This window comes from Bacillus sp. AFS098217, assembly GCF_002551815.1.
Classification (GTDB): Bacteria; Bacillota; Bacilli; order Bacillales; family Bacillaceae_G; genus Bacillus_A.
This window is the reverse complement of sequence record NZ_NVPR01000163.1, coordinates 34,653-50,562: the sequence shown is the minus strand read 5'-3', so window position 1 is coordinate 50,562 and position 15,910 is coordinate 34,653. Positions and strand designations below refer to the sequence as shown.

Here is a 15,910-nt window from a genome sequence, read left to right as displayed (position 1 = left end):
TCAGGTAGCACCAGACTCTGTATTCTCCAAATTTTTCTTGACTTGGATATAACTCATACTCATGTTCTCTTCTTTATGAATAATAATAAGAGTACACCCAATTGAAAGAGAGGGATGTACATGCCTAGAAAGCGAACACATCACTTGAAAAGTGGTCAAAAAAACGAAGAGTATGCAGTTGAAATCTCACCGCAACATCTTCCGATTAGACAAAGGCGTAAAGAAATCGCACATGAAATAGAAGGTACCAATACTGGAACACTCATCGGTTATGTTGCACTATTTCTGTCTTTATTTTCGATTGCCTTTTATCCTGTTACACTCGGCTCCCTTTCCATTTTAATTGGCTTATTAGCTATCAATTTCGGGGCAAGAACCCTCGGATATACAGCAATTGGATTTGGTAGTTTTTCTATCTTATTTACTTTGTTATATCCGCTTGCTTTGTCAGCATTATAAAAAAACACACCAAGTTATACTTGGTGTGTTCATTCATGGTATAGCATAATATGTCCACATCCGCAGCAATGTTTTGCTGTAATCTCTTGAAATACTGGGTAGTTCTCTTCATCTCGATGTTCAATAAATACTTTCTCAAAACGATACATATTTGGTGCGTATGCCCAATCTTGTTTCGTACGAGCATATAATGTTGATGAAAAAAACTCTTCTCCCCCGCAAACAATACATGTTTTCTTCAACCCTATCCCTCCTATGCTTGTCTTACTTCATCTATATGAACATGAACATAAAAAAAAGACCTTCTATCATTAGAAAGTCTTTTCCGAAACAAAAAGAAATGTACCAAATATCCCCACTCCACTATACTCTTTCTTTTTGCCAGTCTCTGTTTCAAATGTTTGTTTCACTGTCATAAAGAATACACCATTTCGTGTATCCGTACTTATAAACTTCATTTTTTCTTCTGTTTTCCCTACATTTTGTGTGCATTCAAAGCTATTTTGATTACAGCTTAAATTATACTTATCCTCTATATACAACCAAAAATCAGATTCTTTCGGACAAGTTAAAAGTAGTACTGCAACGAGGATAATACTTACAATACCCACGATTGTATAATATTTCTTCATTTGTTCTCCTTTCAAAAAACAAGAAAACTTGACCAAACTCGTCAAGTTTTCTTAGTCCACAGCCCATTGCCATTCTTGTTCTTTTTTATCAAAAATAAGCCAGCCCGTTTCTGTTGCTTCTCCTTTTAATTCCTCAATATTATCTAGTACTTCATCCGTACTTTCATACGAACCAACTACATATACAGGAATCTCCAGACCTCTTCTTGACTCTATTTTCCCTGCTAAATCAATATACATTCCATCTTCCATTAACGGGACAAGTCCAAGAATAACTTCTTTTGAAATTGCAGGGAAAATTTTTGATTTTTGAAAGAAAGAGAAACGTTTTTTTCCAAATGAACCAAGTTTATAAGGAATTACTTTACTAAGCATTCCTACAAAATCAGAGATTCTACGGTAATACACTTTGTTGTACCAGCCGTCATCATGTGAAAAATAAACAAATCTATTTTTCAGCAGCGGAAAGAACGCTCTTCCAAGTGGTTCTTTTTTGTGAGCCAAATATAACAATTCTGCAATTTCTTTTGGCTCTAATTCATCTAAATCACTTGCATCATCAAAATCTACCCAACAGAACTCATCAAATTCATCAATCTCTGCTTTCATTAATTTATGTATGTTTTCTTCTTCGACATATTCGAATAAAGTATGATAATGAAAATCAGTCCACTCAAAATTATGTTTTAAAAGCAACACTTGATGAAGCGGTGAAGGGATATTACTTGCAAACTCTTCAAATGTAATTCCAGATGTAATAAAACAATGACCCCGACGATTACCATTAATATATATCATATTTTTTACTTGGTCAGATCCTCCAGACAAAGCACCTAGCCACCTTCGTTTTATATGTTTCAATTCTATAGCATATTTTAACATGAAAAATTTTAGAAACATAGAAAAAACTTCAAAAACTATTTACAATTTCATGAGTTTTATTACATAGTGATTACAAGAAAAAAAACCTGTTAAAAAACAGGCTTTTTTACGCAATTTCGTCTGGATTTTGAGGACGATGAGGTTCATCATGCTTTTCATTTTTTTGAAAAATAGATTGAATCTTATCAATCGTTTGTGGAGCAAGTTCAATCACTTTTTCAGCTAAGTGTGTCCCATTTTGTAAGTGAAGGATATTTACGCCATCCTTGTTCACAACAAGAAATGCTACTGGTGTAATCGAAACACCACCCGCACTACCGCCGCCAAATGCTGGATTTCCTTGTGTTCTTTGTCCATCATTCGTTTGGAAATCTGATCCCCCTGCTCCGAATCCAAATGCTACTTTGGAAACAGTTAACACTACACCGCCGTCAGCCGTCTGAACAGGCTCTCCAACAATCGTATTAACATCGACCATTTCCTTTAAATTTTCCATTGCTGCTTTCATTAATCCTTGAATTGGATGATCCACCGTTCATAACCTCCTTTGTCATATCTTTCCTAGTTTTTCCGAAACTTTGTGAACTAAACATAAAATTTTATATTGCATTCAAAAACAATAAGTAATAATATTTAGAAAAAACAAAATAAAAGGAGAGTTATTTATGATACGGGAATTGACAACGAGTGATCATGAACAAGTACTTGCATTTCTAAAGGAAGAAGCCGCAATTAACTTATTTATCATTGGAGACGTTGAGGCATTTGGTTATGATACAGATTTCCAAGAATTATGGGGAAAATTTGCAGAGAATGACAAAATACAATCCGTATTACTACGCTTTCATGACTCATTTATACCATATGGAAAAGCAGACTTTTCCGCAGACGACTATGAAGGGATCCTTTCAGGTTATAACCCATTAAAAATCTCCGGTAAATCAGACGTTGTAGAAAAACTTGAAAACATACAAAGCATACAACTAGGTCTAAAAAATAAAATGTATTTTTGTGAATGTAAAGATGATACCAGCTTACCAACTACTCCAATTCACGAAACAATTAAAATTGCTTCAATAGATGATGTGGAACGAATTATGAAGCTTCGAAGTAACATTGAAGAATTCCCTAGCGCAGACCAATCAGAAAAAATTTTAAGACAATCCATTGAAACGAATACAGGACGCACTTACTATCTTGAAAAAGATGGAGAAATCATCGCTTCCGCCTCTACCTCTGCCGAAAATTCCTTATCCGCAATGGTTGTTGGAGTATGTACACATCCAAATTATCGTGGGAACGGATATGCTTCACTCATATTACAAAAAATGATACAAGATTTTATTAAAGAAGGAAGAACACTTTGCTTATTTTATAACAATCCAGTAGCTGGACGAATTTATAAGCGATTAGGATTTAAAGACATTGGGATGTGGACGATGTATCGATAACAATGTACGTGTTTTAATGGTTACCGATAATATAGACGTTGAAGGCGTTTAATGAGGAATGTTTTTGTTCAATACGGTTGTTGATACCGTTCACTCTTAACGATGTATATCATTATCCACATTTTACCCTACATCTTACTATTTGTACAAGCCGTAACATGTGACTTTCGGTAAATAAATATCGCAATAAATTACGTATTCCGACGGAATTATCCACAAAAAAAGCGGCGACAAATCCTTCCAATCGTGGAAAGACTCGTCGCCTCTGTTGTTATTATTTACGCAATACATTACGATATAGCCTATCATAATACAATTACCTTCTTTCGGTGTGTAACAGGCGCATGTATCTCTAATTAATCGTTTTACTTGCGTTTCTACTCTCATGCTCTCGCTTCCTTTCGTCTATAAATAAAAAAAGAAACGGATACCTCGTTAGAGATACCCGTCGTTATATTTACCACCCCATTTCCGTACCAAGTTGTCTAAGTACTCGTTTCTGCTTACGTAATGCTTGTGCCTCTGACGTACCTTCCGGCAATTGGATGTTTACCGTAGGCTGGAACGAATTCTGTACTGACGCACTACGTAATGTACCGCTATCTAATACACGTCCCTTAATTGCGTTCACACCGTTAACGTCATTAGGTCTTACGTTTATTTGCTCCGGTTTCATCCAATCGGTTGCTTCTAACGCTGTTCTCTCGACCGCTCCTTGCATCGCTTTCATTCCGTTAATCCAACCTTGCATCATGTTAACGCCGATCATATCGCGCATCCATCTACTAGGCGAATGGATATCAAGCGCTGACTGAATTACCGCTTTGATTGAATTAGCGATAGATTCTGCGACTGCCATCAGTTCCGGACGCATACCTTGCATACCTTGCATTAGTCCGCGAATTGCGTTCGCTCCGATATCTGGTAATGTAGCCGCCATTGCGTTAAATTCGAATAACGTTCCCGTATTGATTTCAGCGATTTTCGTTGCGAATTCGCCTTCTAGTAGCGCTAGTTCTTTCGCTGATCCGCTTCTCAATTCATCAAGTTTCTTAAGCATATCGTCTTTCATAGATTTCATTTGATCCGTCGAAACGATGCGAGCTTGTTCCATTTTAATAAGCCAAAGGTGATTGTACTTTCTTAACTCTGCGTCCGTCATTTTAGCGAGAACAGCCACTTCTCCCGCCGCCTTTGGACCCATTTGTTTAAGCTGATCTAGTAAACCGTTGTCTAACCCACGGCTTAAAAGCGATTGAATATTATCCGCCCATTGGTCAACGACATCTACTTGACTAGATAAGTTACCAAGTAAATCTTCTGCGGTTAATTCCGTTGTACCTTTAGCTTTATCGAAAAGTCCAACGAAATCAGTAATCGAACGCGCACGGTCTGAGACGGCTTTTTCGTATTCCGCGGTTATCGCCTTTTCTTGCTCGATTAATTTATTATTTATCGCCTGAGCTTTCGATACGTATTCCTCGTTAATTTGAAGTAATTTATCGTTAATTTCCTTCTTAACGCGTACTACTTCTTTATCCGCTTCCATACGTTCTTTTGTACCTTCAGCAAAACGACTTTGCACACGTTCCCATGCGCGGAGTTCGTCTGTTAACGACAGTTGCTTTAACGCTTTCTTATCTACGATCCAGTTTTTCGACTCTTCGAACGGATATTGCATCGCCCTAGCTAACTCATTGGCTGCTTGTCCTACTGCGTTCTTTTGACTAAGCATACCGATAATAAGTCCTGCTCCGATGTTCTTACCGACCTCGTCACGCATTACACGGGAAGGAGAGTGAATATCGAAGAAACTAGTCAATGCGTCTTTAATATTGCTACCAATTTCCTTAACAGCATTTATTGCACCACTAGCCATTGACTTAATACCATTGATTAAACCGTTAATGATATTTTTACCAATTTGGACTAAATCAAGATTTTCGAACGTAGATTTGATGTTATTCATGATGTCAGTAGCAATCTGCTTCGCTGTATTGAAAGCGCCTTTCCAGTCACCAGAGAATAATTGCCCGACCATTTTGACTAATCCTTTTATAACAGTTACAGCATTCTTGATAGCTAGTTGTATATTGGCAAAAGCGATTTTAACGACGCCTTCGACAATAGGGAATATCATTTGGAATAGTCCTTGGATAAAGGAAAGAGCTGCTTGTATAACTTGTTTAACATTATCAAAACCGCTAGACACGATAGTTTTGATTCTACCCATAAGGTCATTGTCCCAGATCCCTAACATACGAGGAATGATTGAGATGATCCCTACACAAAACTCTGTCAAGATTTTCTTACCCGCTTCAAGCATTTGAGGTAAGGAATCCCATAAGATTGTAAGAATTTTAACTGTTATATCTATAATAGCCGTCACTAATTTAGGTATGATTTGGATAATACCGTCTATTAATGCCATCAGAATTTTAATACCTGCGTCAAGGATTTTCGGTAGATTTTGCATTAGTGTATCAGATATCTTTATAATCAAATCTAACGCTGTATCAATCAACTGAGGAAGTATCTGAATAATTCCATCAACTAAAGTCATTAGAATTTTTATGCCGGCATCAAGTATCAATGGTAAATTCTGAGTCAGCATGTCACTAATAGTAGTGATTAAATCTACTGCTAATTGAATTAAATTCGGTAACATCAATACTATTCCGTCAAGTAAGGACGTAAGTATCTGTATGCCCGCTTCAGCAATCATAGGTAAATTTTGTACCAACGCATCAGATAAAGTCGTGATTACTTGAATAATCGCCTCGACAATTAACGGTAAATTTTGAGTAATTCCGTTTATTATCGCCATTAAAATCTGCATTCCAGCTTCAAGCAAAACAGGTAATAAAGTGCCTATCAATTCTGTTAGTGTACTCATCAAAGTAGTTACTATAGTAACTAGCGATTCTATAATAATAGGGAGAGCTTGAGTCAGACCGGTAATAATATTCGTTATAATTTGCACTCCGATTGTCACTAGTTGCGGTAATGCCGTCGTAAAAAAGGTTACTAGATTCGTAATCAAAGTATTGATAACTTCTAGAATAATAGGCATTCCAGCTGTAATTGCCTCTGCGATAGTCGGTGCGAATCTTGCCGCGGCTATCATAATTGCGGGAATCCCACCGAGTAAATAGCCGACAATCGTTGGGGCAATCGTTGCAAAAATCGTCGTTAATTGGCTAAAATCTCCGCTAAATGCCGCTTTTATCGCCTCAAAAAGACTTAGAAGCCCTTCCCGAATGGAAACGACCGCCTCACCGATTACTTGCGCCGCATTTTGGAATCCTACAGGTAAATGCGTAATCCAGTCGTTAAGGGCGTCACCGTCTAATGCTGCGAAGAGTAGGTATTTACCTAACGCTACCAACGCTTGTCCGAAAGCGTTTATACTACTTAACACCTCGCCTATTGACTGCGCAATACCTTGTAGTCCTTCCGGTAAATGAGTAATCCAATCATTAAGAGTATCACCGCTTGCTGCTGCCCAGAATAAGTATTTACCTAAGTCAATTAACACTTGAACGAAAGCATGGACTTTACTCAACGCCTCCCCAATCGCTTGTGCCACACCTTGCATACTTTTTGGAAGGTGCGTTAGCCAATCGTTCATTGAATCGCCACTAGCTACCGCCCAAAATAGGTACTTACCTAAATCTAATAACGCTTGTCCAAAGACTTTTAGACTAGCGACTACTGACATGACGCCATTTCTAAACGTCTCGCTCGTTTTCCACAAATGGGTCATTCCGACTACAAGCCCTGCGATAGCTGCCGCAACAATCCATACAGTAGCACTCATGGCAGCGAATCCTGTAATGATAGGCATTATTGCCGGTTTTAGCATGAATAGAATCGCTCGTAACCCTTTGAAATAGCCAATACCTATTGACAATGGCGATAGTATTAACATCAATGCGGGAACTAACATCATCGTACCTTGTATAAATTTAGCTAAAGCCGGATGCGCTTCGTTGAATTTTATAATTAAGTCGGCTATGCCTGCTATAAAATTAAATAGTGGGATCATTACGGCTGCAAAGGCTTCTTTCATCGGGTTAAATGCTTCCCCTAGTTTCTCGATCATGTTCCCATAGGCTTCTGCATACTTCGGATTCATTTCCATATTAGCGCTATGCAAAGCACCATATAGCATAAGAGCGGACGCCGCCGCCATGCCGAACACCATTGGGAATGCCATTACTTGCTTGTCAATATCACGCATAGTATTTTGTAATTCTTTCATACTAGCGGTCGGGCCTAATAATTCTAAAGCTAGTTGTGCGGAACTACCGCTATTCGCCACTTGCTCTAGTGAATTTGCTAGTGCTAAACCCGCTCTATTCGCGGATAATAAAGGGTTACCCATATTAGCATAGTTAGTAGATATCCTACTAGCGGTGGTACTCATGTTGTTCATCATACCGATTGTCTGTAACATCGACACCATAGCCGTTTTATTAGCATTTAGCATCGCATCTGCCGCTTTCTTTTGTTGTGCGCCTAGTTCGGTAGCTTGGCTTATAAGTTCTTCCGTTGACCCCGAATAACTATCCATACCGTTAGCTAACTCATAAAAACCTTTTTCAACTTCAAGCATTTGACGGCGGAAAGGCATTAACGCCTGCTCATTAGCTAACCTCATCTCGTTCCGCATAGCGCGTATTTCTTGCTGAAGCGCCCGCATCTCTTGGTTAACGCGTGCTGCCTCGCTAGATACTTGTCCCATGCCCGAACTAAAGTTACCTGTGTTAGGCGCTGGTACATCTATGTTTAAACTACTCATCGTTTGTTTGAAATTATCCGCTGCTGCCGTCACCTGCTTAAAACCGTTTGTTATATTAGAAATATCAGCAATTAATTTTACTTCTACCACGTTACTAGACATTTTTAATTACTCCCGCGATTTCTGTACATTTCGTACTCTAAAATCAGCCCTTTTTTCTCAATGAAGTCACGCAAACGCTGAATTTCATAAATCTGCTGAAGCATTGCTTCTGAAACACCATTTGTTCTCATTAGCTCTTCGTTCATCATTACTAGTAATTGGCTAATATAACTTCTCAGCTCGTCTAAATCCTTCGTATTTGCTAGTTTCTCGGTGATTTCATGCATTTTTTGTAACCTCGTTAAAGCCTCCATATAATCTCTCCTTTAAATTTTTAGTGATATAAAGAAAAAACACCCACGCTCTTTTGGCTCAGGTGTCATCCTAATTAAAAGTATTTATTTCGCATCATTTACTCATACTGCACTATCTTACTCCCATAAATTGTTTCTTTCTTCGCCATTCCCATGCGATGTCATCGCGGTGGTCATTCAACGCGGACCATAATCCGACATCTGAATTCACATCAATCTGTGCTTGTCCAGTGGCAGCGCGTGTTAGATCATCATATAGTTTTCTAATACGCATACTTTGTAACGGGTCACCGTTATGTAACGTATCTAAATGCGCTTTAATATTAACGAAATTAGACAACACCTCCCGCGCAACTTCAACGTCCATATATGTGATTTTCTCTTCTATATAAGAAATAACTTCTTTGATATTAGGTGTCATAACTATATGAGAAGTGATGATGCCAGCCTCCTGCTCTACCTTATGTGGATCGTACTTAGTTTCAGTTTTTAACGAAGCAACACCGGCTTCTTTCTTTGCTTCATCTAAACGAGTACTAAGTTCTTCTTTATAAATACTTTGAATTACATCAAAGGATAGATTATATTTTTCAACTAAGGCTTGTGTGTCTTCTTTCTTCGCAACATCTGTAAGGCGATCACTCGTTTTAATTGCCTGCTTTTCTTTCTCAAAGTCGCTTAAATACTTTGTAGACTGATCAATCAAATGTTTTAATTTAAAATTATACGGATCTTTAGCCTTACCCTCTCTGATTAATTCGCCGGCCTTTTTCTCAGTAAACGCGTAAATTTTACCTTGCTCTCTATAACTACCTTCAATCTGCCCACTTTCCAATACGTAAACATCTCTGTATTCAGTCATAATACATTCCTCCTAAATTTTTTATGTTTATCGCCTAGTATGGCGTACTTTTATTCATCTTCGTCTTCTCTATCAGTACTTAATGATTTAAATTCGAAAGTACCATCCGTATAGTAAAATAGTCGTTCTTGTGTCTGTTCATCATAGTTTCCGTAAAATACATTCACGATTTCTTCACTAGCTACTACTTTCATATCATCGATATCCTCCATAGCATCAACTCCTTTCTATCTTCAAATCAAACACATAATAACCGTTTTCTTTTGCCGCTAAATAAATATCTCGTACCGACCGGTTTATATCATCTACAATCTCAAATACATATTTGGCGTATGTATCTGAACAGATAACCTCTCCAGTTAAATAATCGATCAAATACAAAGTCACAACCAAACCAACGGTCGGATTTGTAGAAACAAATATTTGCCCTATAGCTTTGTTAATGTAAACCACTTCTTTCTTTTAATCATATTCTATTAGAGTACGTGAAATTTTAGGTCTAAAACCTTTCTTCGATGCACAGTAAAGCATGTCTTCCCAAAGCATATCTTGAAATATGTCTAACTTTGACTGTCCGCTTAATTCAGCTAAATAGTTGATAATTACTTCTAATCTTTCCATCGTAAAATCTTCGTTCTGACGATAATACTCGAAGATTGACATATCACCTTTCCCGCCTACACGGTTACACTCTCCGCAACATACTACTAAGTTATCAATACGATGTGGTCCCGCAAAAGACATTGGGACTACATGATCGATTTGCAAAGTTTTCATCGTTAACGATTTACCACAGTACATACAGGAATTAAATCGTTCGATTAACACTCTTACTTGTCCATTTGTAATATCCGCAAAAGTATTATTTCTCGTTACTCGATTACGACCATTACGATTTACTCGACTCGCTTTACCTTGTGGGGTTTGCTCATAAGCACTTTTTGACTCCGCATCACAATTTCGGCAATACCATTGATAACCATATTTATGATGTAGTGCAAAATCCTTTACCGGTTTTTCTTCTTTACATCTACTACATACCTTTGTTTCTAATTCGATCTTTTCCGCATATTTTGCGCTCATATTTTAGACCCTCCATTTTTAAAAGTTAATATTATATATCTGAAACGACGCTTTCTTTACGCAAGATGGCATCGTTAATCAGTAAAGAAATCTCTTCATGTTTTCGACTAAGCATCGGAACAATCCGAATAACTACTTTCTTATTAAAAGTTGGTTCCAATATCTTTTTTAGTTTCATACCACGGTGAAAATGTGGCATATCACTACGTATTCTTACTAGTTTGGTATCATCGGGTATTTCACTCGATAATTGTTCTAAAGCATGCAAGATACACTTATTAGTCGATGTCACGTCCTGGTTATCAATGTACAAGCTAGCAACTTTAAATGGCTCATATCGATAGCTACCACCTTCAACATGTCGATATTGGAAAGAAGCCCCTGCTGCAAATACGCCATCCTCAACTTTACGTATAGCGATATCTAACGTTACAATCTCATTTTCGTTAAAATTCACTCTACCGCCACTCCCTTTCTTATTGACCTTGCAAATTTTAAATCGTATAATATAATTGGATATTTATAATGTTTTTTAATCGAAGTGAAAATAAAAAATTATGATTTAATTACCTGGCAGTAACGATCTAACTCTTCATATAATTCCGGAGTAAATTCATACGCCTGCAAGAGATTCACTTGTAATTTTTTCGAAATTGGACAATACCCATTCTCGATACTAGAAATTAATTCTCTTGAAACTCCCAAATGTTTTGCAAATTCTTGTTGTGTCATCTTCCCTCGTAATCTTAATGCTCTTACTTGCCACCTAGTAATATTCATTCCTTTCACCTACCTTGTTAAAAATGTAGTTTTTATATTAAAAATGGTATATTCGAGGTAAAAATTAGAGATTTTTCTATTTAACCTCTATACTAATTTGTATAAACCTCCGAGGTATTAAAGTATAAAACTAGGAAACTCGTGACCAAATCTCTCGGAGCTGATCACCGCATTTGCCGGCGTCTGTATATCGTTCAGAACATTTCCCTTCTTCTAATTCACTAATAGAATACGTGGTAACTGTCCCCCAACGTATGTCATGTTTCTTTTTACCAAAACGCGGGACGTATTCACTCAACTCTTTATAGTCCTCTGATCCCTCTAGCTCTGACATCGAATTAAACCCCGGTTTTCTCTGATCGTTCATTGCGAATTCAGATTTCACTTCCGAAACAATCTGTTCTATCTCATCGGATTTTAATTCGTTATAATCCCCGATATGATTCAGCTCATATGGAGAATAAAACGTATAATCTAATTGCTGACGTCTCCAATCACGCATGTACCGCCCTTCACCTTCGATATTATGCTCGGCTCGGTTGTACTCTTTCCGTTTACGAGTACTGTCTTTAATCCTACGACAAGATTCACCGCATATCTTTGCGTTACCTGCCCTGGACTCGTCTATGAATTTCCCCTCACATACCTCACATTTCTTTATCCGTTGTAACTCCTTGTCCGTTAAAGGCGTTAAACCGTCCTCTAGTCGTCGAAACTTACGTGCGCCTTCGCCAAGCGGGACGTATTCGGATTTTTCCGTTCCTTTTTCGCGTGGTCGATCCGTTAACATGACGCCTTGATTAAAGTCGTCAGCAAGAATAAAGTTCGTTAGCTTCTCAAGTAATACTGAACGCTGTCTAATGCCCACACCGTCATATAATGCAACCAAGGCACTAAAAGGACTGGCAACTCGCATACGTGTATCAATATCGAATGAACTATGTAACCTGTAATCGTTCTTCTTATAGTCGGGAAATAGCGTATGGATACTATTACGTAAATCATCAAATTTAAATTTCTCTATCGGTTTACTATGATTTCTATCTAATGAAGACTCAATTTCTTTCATCGCTAACATAGAATTCCTCCTCTGCCGCTCTATATAATGGAATGTCCAAAAGGAACACACGGCTTGTCTTTCTTTCTATTTCTTTTAAATTCCATCGATTCTATATATTGATAATTAATTTAGCGATAATAAGTAAAATAGTAATTATTTTCGTTAGAAAATGATTACCAAGGCTTGTGAGCGTAAGCGAATAGCCTTGCAATATGTTGCTTACTTATAAATATTGCTTACTTAAAATATTGCTTACTCTTCGTTCCTTTCGAACAAAAAATCGTTATAGATAGTCCATAATGGACAATCCATCGTTATCAGAATGTTCCTTTTGGACACTCGGCACTTTTTTAGCTTCATGACTTATTCGGATATCATCGTATAATCGTTGTCTTTGCTTCTCATAACGACGTTCTCTATCCGTTTTATTTCTTGCTTCTATTTCGGCAGCTTTATTTAAAAATTCATCTACGTACTGTCGATACGTTGCAAGAAATTCAGCTCGTTCTAATGGATCATGAACGATAAAATAGTCCTTATTTGCCACTATTGGCGATTTCTTAGTTTCCACCAATCCATACGTAACTAACACACTTAATCTAGTATTGAACGCTTTTCTACCAAGTCCGGATTGTAACTGTAAATATTCACGACTGTGCCATACGGTATATAACAAATCTTCATTACTTGTATTCCGCCAAGAACGCATGTAAGCATATAAGCCCACTACATCGGAATTAAAGCCTGGTAATAGCGTATATAGTCTCACCAACGAATTAGATACTCGAGAAAATCCTTCAGTTGCACCGAAATGTTTCATAAGTACCTCTTCCGTTAGAATGTCAGCCTCTTCAGTTTCTTTCTCCATGCAAACGTCCTCCTTTTCCGTTACCTAAACGTTTAACACGCACTATATTTTAATTAACTACGTAAGAAGGCAGCCGAAGCCGTCCCCCTTTATTCAATTTCAATTTTATAAATATGACCATTAGCGTCTTTTTTAGCATACACACCGTAAGTCCCGTCGCCTTTAGCAAAAGAGAAAGCAAGTGCTAGTCCGTTTAATACTTGTTTATGATTATCACGGGCTTCAAACGGCTCCAACTTTTTATTTACGTAACATGGATCAGAAATTAAAATCTGTCCACTATCAACGCAAACTTTACCAAGGTATTCAACATCCTCGCAATCCTCTTTTATCATCAATAAGAACTCAATTATTTCTTCTAGCCCACGATGGCACTTTTGTATCTTATAACCTTCTGGAAGACATCTTTTTCTATCCCACAACTCCTCCCAAATCTCAATGTGTAGGATATCCACAAGAATTTCTTCTCCTTCTTCTACCGCCACAACCTCATAAATATTTTTCATAATCTATCTCTCCCTTTTTATAATTTTTAGCCTTCTACATAGTAGGACGCATCACTTTGTTACTTCGCACACTTTTTCGTAAATTTTTTTTTCGACTTTTAACCCCTACACTATGTATGACGCATGACTCACCCATTTCGCGCAGAAATCTTGAAATTTTTTCTTACACTTACTAAGTCGCGTGAGTTTCTTATTTCGCGCACATATTTCTAAATTTTTTCCGTTCTTACTTTAGATGATGCTCGAGATTGTAAAACCGCGCACTTTCCGTATAAATATACGCAAAAAAAGCACGTGTGTAGGCCGCACATGCTTTACTCGTTTAAAAATTCGGTTGTCCCTCTAATAACATTTCGATAAATTCAACCGCCAACATTCCTTCAATGTTGCCTTTTATATTTTCGCAGTAAATCTCAAGTGCTTTATACCGATCCGAATCGTATACATTTATCTCCGTTTTACCTCGCTCTCGCTCCGGTATTTGACGGAAAGTAACAACATTGCCGTTAATTTCGTAGTAGATTGATTCCGTCAATAAGTAAGCCTTGTTTCTCGTAACCTTCAATCCGTCTATATCTCTGTATTCAAAAGTAATTGTTATTTCTTGTCCCATTTTCGTTTCCCCCTTTTATTTATAGGCCGATGACGAAAATCACACACAAACGTAAGGTTGCCGTCCTTACGGCTCCATGTCATCTTGACGTATCACTTAGGTCGCTGATTCACCTGCCTGCCTATCACAGGCGAATGCTACGACTCACCTATTCGAATTTTATAGAATAACCGCTATGAACATATCGATTAAAAATAATAGTGTTCCGATAATGAAAGTGCCATAATACCAAGTGCGATCCGCCAGTGACTCAAGCCCAAAGAATTCGTTCATCTTTTCGAACATCTCCAACGCCTCCCTTAATGTAAGTCCTTTTTAATCGCCGCAAGTGCAAGTAGAAACTCCAATGCCGTCATATTTCCGATTTGAGTAATATCGACCAAGCTTTCGTCTAAATCCCCTTGTAAATCTAATACCGTTGCGCCAAGAATAATCTCGTCATTATTGCCATAAGTGAACTCTTCGATTGAGATTCCGTCCTCATATATTGATAGAACGTGTCTATCCGTGATTTTAAAAGCCTTCTCTACAAATGCTACTTTCGAACCATCCCCGTTCTCTACCGTGATATTTACATTTACCTCTTTGATATTTTGTAAGTTCATAATTTATTATTCCCCTTTCATAATCCGAAGTGATGTCACCTTGATTCGTTAATCACATTATAAAAGTGATGTCACCTTGAAGTCAATAAGAAAAATCAAATATTTAAAAATTAATTTAAAAATGCTATCATAATGACATCACCTAATAAGGAGCGAATATAAATGGCTACAAATAAAAAAGCGTTTACTTTACGTTTACAGGAAGATAATTTTAAGAAGATACAATTCATTTCTGAAAACGAACATCGATCGATTGCGAATAAGATTGAAGTGTTAATTATTGAAGAAATTAAAAAATACGAACAAGAAAAAGGAGAAATCGTGATAGAAAATGAGGAGAGCGCTGAATAAGCGTTCTTTTTATTTGAAGATTTAATCGTCCGAAGTACAGAAAACTACATATCCCCAGGAAAATATATACATTTATTGTTATAATTAAATTCGTAATATATTTTAGGGAGGATTTAACGTGAAAAAGGTATTAATTGTTGGGGCATTATGCTTATCATTAGCTTCTCTAACTGCATGCGGTAGTGGTGGCGAAAAATCATCCGCTGAGCCGAAGCAAGAAGCGAAAAAAGAAAAGAAAGAAACGAAGGTAACTGTAGATTCTATTATTACGGAGTTTAAAAACGCTGGTTTACAAGCTGAAAATCCAACTGATCTACCACAGAAGGAATTCGGTAACACACGTAAAGAGGGGAAACGCATCTTGGTGCCAGCTCTCGGCGAAGATAACGGCGGAAGACTATTTGAGTTTACTAAAAAAGAAGACTTAGAGAAGGCAAAGAAATACTACGATGAGCTAGGAAACAATGCCCCTATGCTATTCTCGCATACATACGCAAAGGGTAATTTCCTTTTACAAATGAATGGCGAAATGAAAGACGAAGAATTCGTAAAATATAAAGACGTAATGGATAAACTACTGAAATAAACGCAAAGAAGC

21 protein-coding genes are annotated in these 15,910 nt (G+C 37.4%); 4 read left to right on the top strand and 17 right to left on the bottom strand.

All coding sequences use genetic code 11. The features are described from left to right. Positions 1–120 precede the first annotated feature (120 nt). Complete coding sequence (locus tag COO03_RS24865; protein WP_097899637.1) at positions 121–459, top strand: permease; 339 nt, start codon at positions 121–123, stop codon at positions 457–459. Positions 460–488: 29 nt separating this feature from the next. Here COO03_RS24865 and COO03_RS24860 read toward each other — a convergent pair whose 3' ends face one another. The 4 genes from COO03_RS24860 to ytfJ form a co-directional block, all read right to left on the bottom strand. After that, positions 489–701, bottom strand: coding sequence for a hypothetical protein (locus tag COO03_RS24860; RefSeq protein WP_097899636.1), 213 nt, complete (start codon positions 699–701; stop codon positions 489–491). 69 nt (positions 702–770) lie between these two features. Next, positions 771–1,091: a hypothetical protein gene (locus COO03_RS24855; protein WP_097899635.1), complete on the bottom strand. Its 321-nt coding sequence runs from the start codon at positions 1,089–1,091 to the stop codon at positions 771–773. A 51-nt stretch (positions 1,092–1,142) separates the two neighbouring features. Beyond that, the gene (locus COO03_RS24850) at positions 1,143–1,919 is read right to left on the bottom strand and encodes an oxalate:formate antiporter (RefSeq protein WP_097899634.1); all 777 of its coding nucleotides are present in this window, start codon (positions 1,917–1,919) and stop codon (positions 1,143–1,145) included. 160 nt (positions 1,920–2,079) lie between these two features. Continuing rightward, positions 2,080–2,505, bottom strand: coding sequence for a GerW family sporulation protein (ytfJ, locus tag COO03_RS24845; protein WP_097899633.1), 426 nt, complete (start codon positions 2,503–2,505; stop codon positions 2,080–2,082). A 133-nt stretch (positions 2,506–2,638) separates the two neighbouring features. On the opposite strand from ytfJ, the gene COO03_RS24840 reads away from it, so the two are divergent. After that, positions 2,639–3,424, top strand: coding sequence for a GNAT family N-acetyltransferase (locus tag COO03_RS24840; protein WP_097899632.1), 786 nt, complete (start codon positions 2,639–2,641; stop codon positions 3,422–3,424). A 457-nt stretch (positions 3,425–3,881) separates the two neighbouring features. On the opposite strand, the gene COO03_RS24835 is transcribed toward COO03_RS24840, so the two are convergent. From COO03_RS24835 to COO03_RS24785, 13 genes are all read right to left on the bottom strand, one after another. Then, positions 3,882–8,330, bottom strand: a complete 4,449-nt coding sequence (locus COO03_RS24835) for a hypothetical protein (protein WP_097899631.1) — start codon at positions 8,328–8,330, stop codon at positions 3,882–3,884. A gap of 2 nt (positions 8,331–8,332) precedes the next feature. Continuing rightward, positions 8,333–8,584, bottom strand: a complete 252-nt coding sequence (locus tag COO03_RS24830) for a hypothetical protein (protein ID WP_097899630.1) — start codon at positions 8,582–8,584, stop codon at positions 8,333–8,335. 112 nt (positions 8,585–8,696) lie between these two features. Next, the gene (locus tag COO03_RS24825; protein ID WP_097899629.1) at positions 8,697–9,446 is read right to left on the bottom strand and encodes a hypothetical protein; all 750 of its coding nucleotides are present in this window, start codon (positions 9,444–9,446) and stop codon (positions 8,697–8,699) included. A gap of 50 nt (positions 9,447–9,496) precedes the next feature. Further along, positions 9,497–9,658 carry a hypothetical protein gene (locus tag COO03_RS27280; protein ID WP_154724619.1) on the bottom strand — a complete coding sequence of 54 codons (162 nt, stop codon included), beginning with the start codon at positions 9,656–9,658 and terminating at the stop codon, positions 9,497–9,499. Between the two features lie 250 nt (positions 9,659–9,908). Next, positions 9,909–10,529, bottom strand: a complete 621-nt coding sequence (locus COO03_RS24820; RefSeq protein WP_097899628.1) for an HNH endonuclease — start codon at positions 10,527–10,529, stop codon at positions 9,909–9,911. Positions 10,530–10,560: 31 nt separating this feature from the next. Continuing rightward, a complete protein-coding gene (locus tag COO03_RS24815) occupies positions 10,561–10,986 on the bottom strand; it encodes a hypothetical protein (RefSeq protein WP_097899627.1) in 426 nt (141 codons plus the stop codon). A gap of 98 nt (positions 10,987–11,084) precedes the next feature. After that, positions 11,085–11,309, bottom strand: coding sequence for a helix-turn-helix transcriptional regulator (locus COO03_RS24810; protein ID WP_097899626.1), 225 nt, complete (start codon positions 11,307–11,309; stop codon positions 11,085–11,087). A gap of 130 nt (positions 11,310–11,439) precedes the next feature. After that, a complete protein-coding gene (locus COO03_RS24805) occupies positions 11,440–12,387 on the bottom strand; it encodes a hypothetical protein (RefSeq protein ID WP_097899625.1) in 948 nt (315 codons plus the stop codon). A gap of 265 nt (positions 12,388–12,652) precedes the next feature. Further along, the gene (locus COO03_RS24800; RefSeq protein ID WP_097899624.1) at positions 12,653–13,237 is read right to left on the bottom strand and encodes a hypothetical protein; all 585 of its coding nucleotides are present in this window, start codon (positions 13,235–13,237) and stop codon (positions 12,653–12,655) included. An 89-nt stretch (positions 13,238–13,326) separates the two neighbouring features. Then, entirely contained in the window at positions 13,327–13,743 is a 417-nt protein-coding gene (locus COO03_RS24795) for a hypothetical protein (RefSeq protein ID WP_097899623.1), read from the bottom strand. 322 nt (positions 13,744–14,065) lie between these two features. Beyond that, positions 14,066–14,356: a hypothetical protein gene (locus COO03_RS24790; protein ID WP_097899622.1), complete on the bottom strand. Its 291-nt coding sequence runs from the start codon at positions 14,354–14,356 to the stop codon at positions 14,066–14,068. 159 nt (positions 14,357–14,515) lie between these two features. After that, positions 14,516–14,641: a DUF3961 domain-containing protein gene (locus COO03_RS27275; protein WP_170958174.1), complete on the bottom strand. Its 126-nt coding sequence runs from the start codon at positions 14,639–14,641 to the stop codon at positions 14,516–14,518. Positions 14,642–14,655: 14 nt separating this feature from the next. Continuing rightward, positions 14,656–14,961 carry a hypothetical protein gene (locus COO03_RS24785; protein WP_097899621.1) on the bottom strand — a complete coding sequence of 102 codons (306 nt, stop codon included), beginning with the start codon at positions 14,959–14,961 and terminating at the stop codon, positions 14,656–14,658. 162 nt (positions 14,962–15,123) lie between these two features. On the opposite strand from COO03_RS24785, the gene COO03_RS24780 reads away from it, so the two are divergent. Both COO03_RS24780 and COO03_RS24775 read left to right on the top strand, forming a co-directional pair. After that, positions 15,124–15,312: a hypothetical protein gene (locus tag COO03_RS24780; RefSeq protein WP_097899620.1), complete on the top strand. Its 189-nt coding sequence runs from the start codon at positions 15,124–15,126 to the stop codon at positions 15,310–15,312. A 118-nt stretch (positions 15,313–15,430) separates the two neighbouring features. Then, a complete protein-coding gene (locus COO03_RS24775; RefSeq protein ID WP_097899619.1) occupies positions 15,431–15,898 on the top strand; it encodes a stress protein in 468 nt (155 codons plus the stop codon). Positions 15,899–15,910 lie beyond the last annotated feature (12 nt).

Excerpts from the sequence above, each read along its gene's own strand:
- COO03_RS24865 (WP_097899637.1), top strand. The coding sequence starts at position 121 with ATGCCTAGAAAGCGAACACATCACTTGAAAAGTGGTCAAAAAAACGAA.
- COO03_RS24855 (WP_097899635.1), bottom strand. The coding sequence starts at position 1,091 with ATGAAGAAATATTATACAATCGTGGGTATTGTAAGTATTATCCTCGTT.
- COO03_RS24840 (WP_097899632.1), top strand. The coding sequence starts at position 2,639 with ATGATACGGGAATTGACAACGAGTGATCATGAACAAGTACTTGCATTT.
- COO03_RS24835 (WP_097899631.1), bottom strand. The coding sequence starts at position 8,330 with ATGTCTAGTAACGTGGTAGAAGTAAAATTAATTGCTGATATTTCTAAT.
- COO03_RS24830 (WP_097899630.1), bottom strand. The coding sequence starts at position 8,584 with ATGGAGGCTTTAACGAGGTTACAAAAAATGCATGAAATCACCGAGAAA.
- COO03_RS24825 (WP_097899629.1), bottom strand. The coding sequence starts at position 9,446 with ATGACTGAATACAGAGATGTTTACGTATTGGAAAGTGGGCAGATTGAA.
- COO03_RS27280 (WP_154724619.1), bottom strand. The coding sequence starts at position 9,658 with ATGGAGGATATCGATGATATGAAAGTAGTAGCTAGTGAAGAAATCGTG.
- COO03_RS24820 (WP_097899628.1), bottom strand. The coding sequence starts at position 10,529 with ATGAGCGCAAAATATGCGGAAAAGATCGAATTAGAAACAAAGGTATGT.
- COO03_RS24810 (WP_097899626.1), bottom strand. The coding sequence starts at position 11,309 with ATGAATATTACTAGGTGGCAAGTAAGAGCATTAAGATTACGAGGGAAG.
- COO03_RS24805 (WP_097899625.1), bottom strand. The coding sequence starts at position 12,387 with ATGTTAGCGATGAAAGAAATTGAGTCTTCATTAGATAGAAATCATAGT.
- COO03_RS24800 (WP_097899624.1), bottom strand. The coding sequence starts at position 13,237 with ATGGAGAAAGAAACTGAAGAGGCTGACATTCTAACGGAAGAGGTACTT.
- COO03_RS24795 (WP_097899623.1), bottom strand. The coding sequence starts at position 13,743 with ATGAAAAATATTTATGAGGTTGTGGCGGTAGAAGAAGGAGAAGAAATT.
- COO03_RS24790 (WP_097899622.1), bottom strand. The coding sequence starts at position 14,356 with ATGGGACAAGAAATAACAATTACTTTTGAATACAGAGATATAGACGGA.
- COO03_RS27275 (WP_170958174.1), bottom strand. The coding sequence starts at position 14,641 with ATGTTCGAAAAGATGAACGAATTCTTTGGGCTTGAGTCACTGGCGGAT.
- COO03_RS24785 (WP_097899621.1), bottom strand. The coding sequence starts at position 14,961 with ATGAACTTACAAAATATCAAAGAGGTAAATGTAAATATCACGGTAGAG.
- COO03_RS24780 (WP_097899620.1), top strand. The coding sequence starts at position 15,124 with ATGGCTACAAATAAAAAAGCGTTTACTTTACGTTTACAGGAAGATAAT.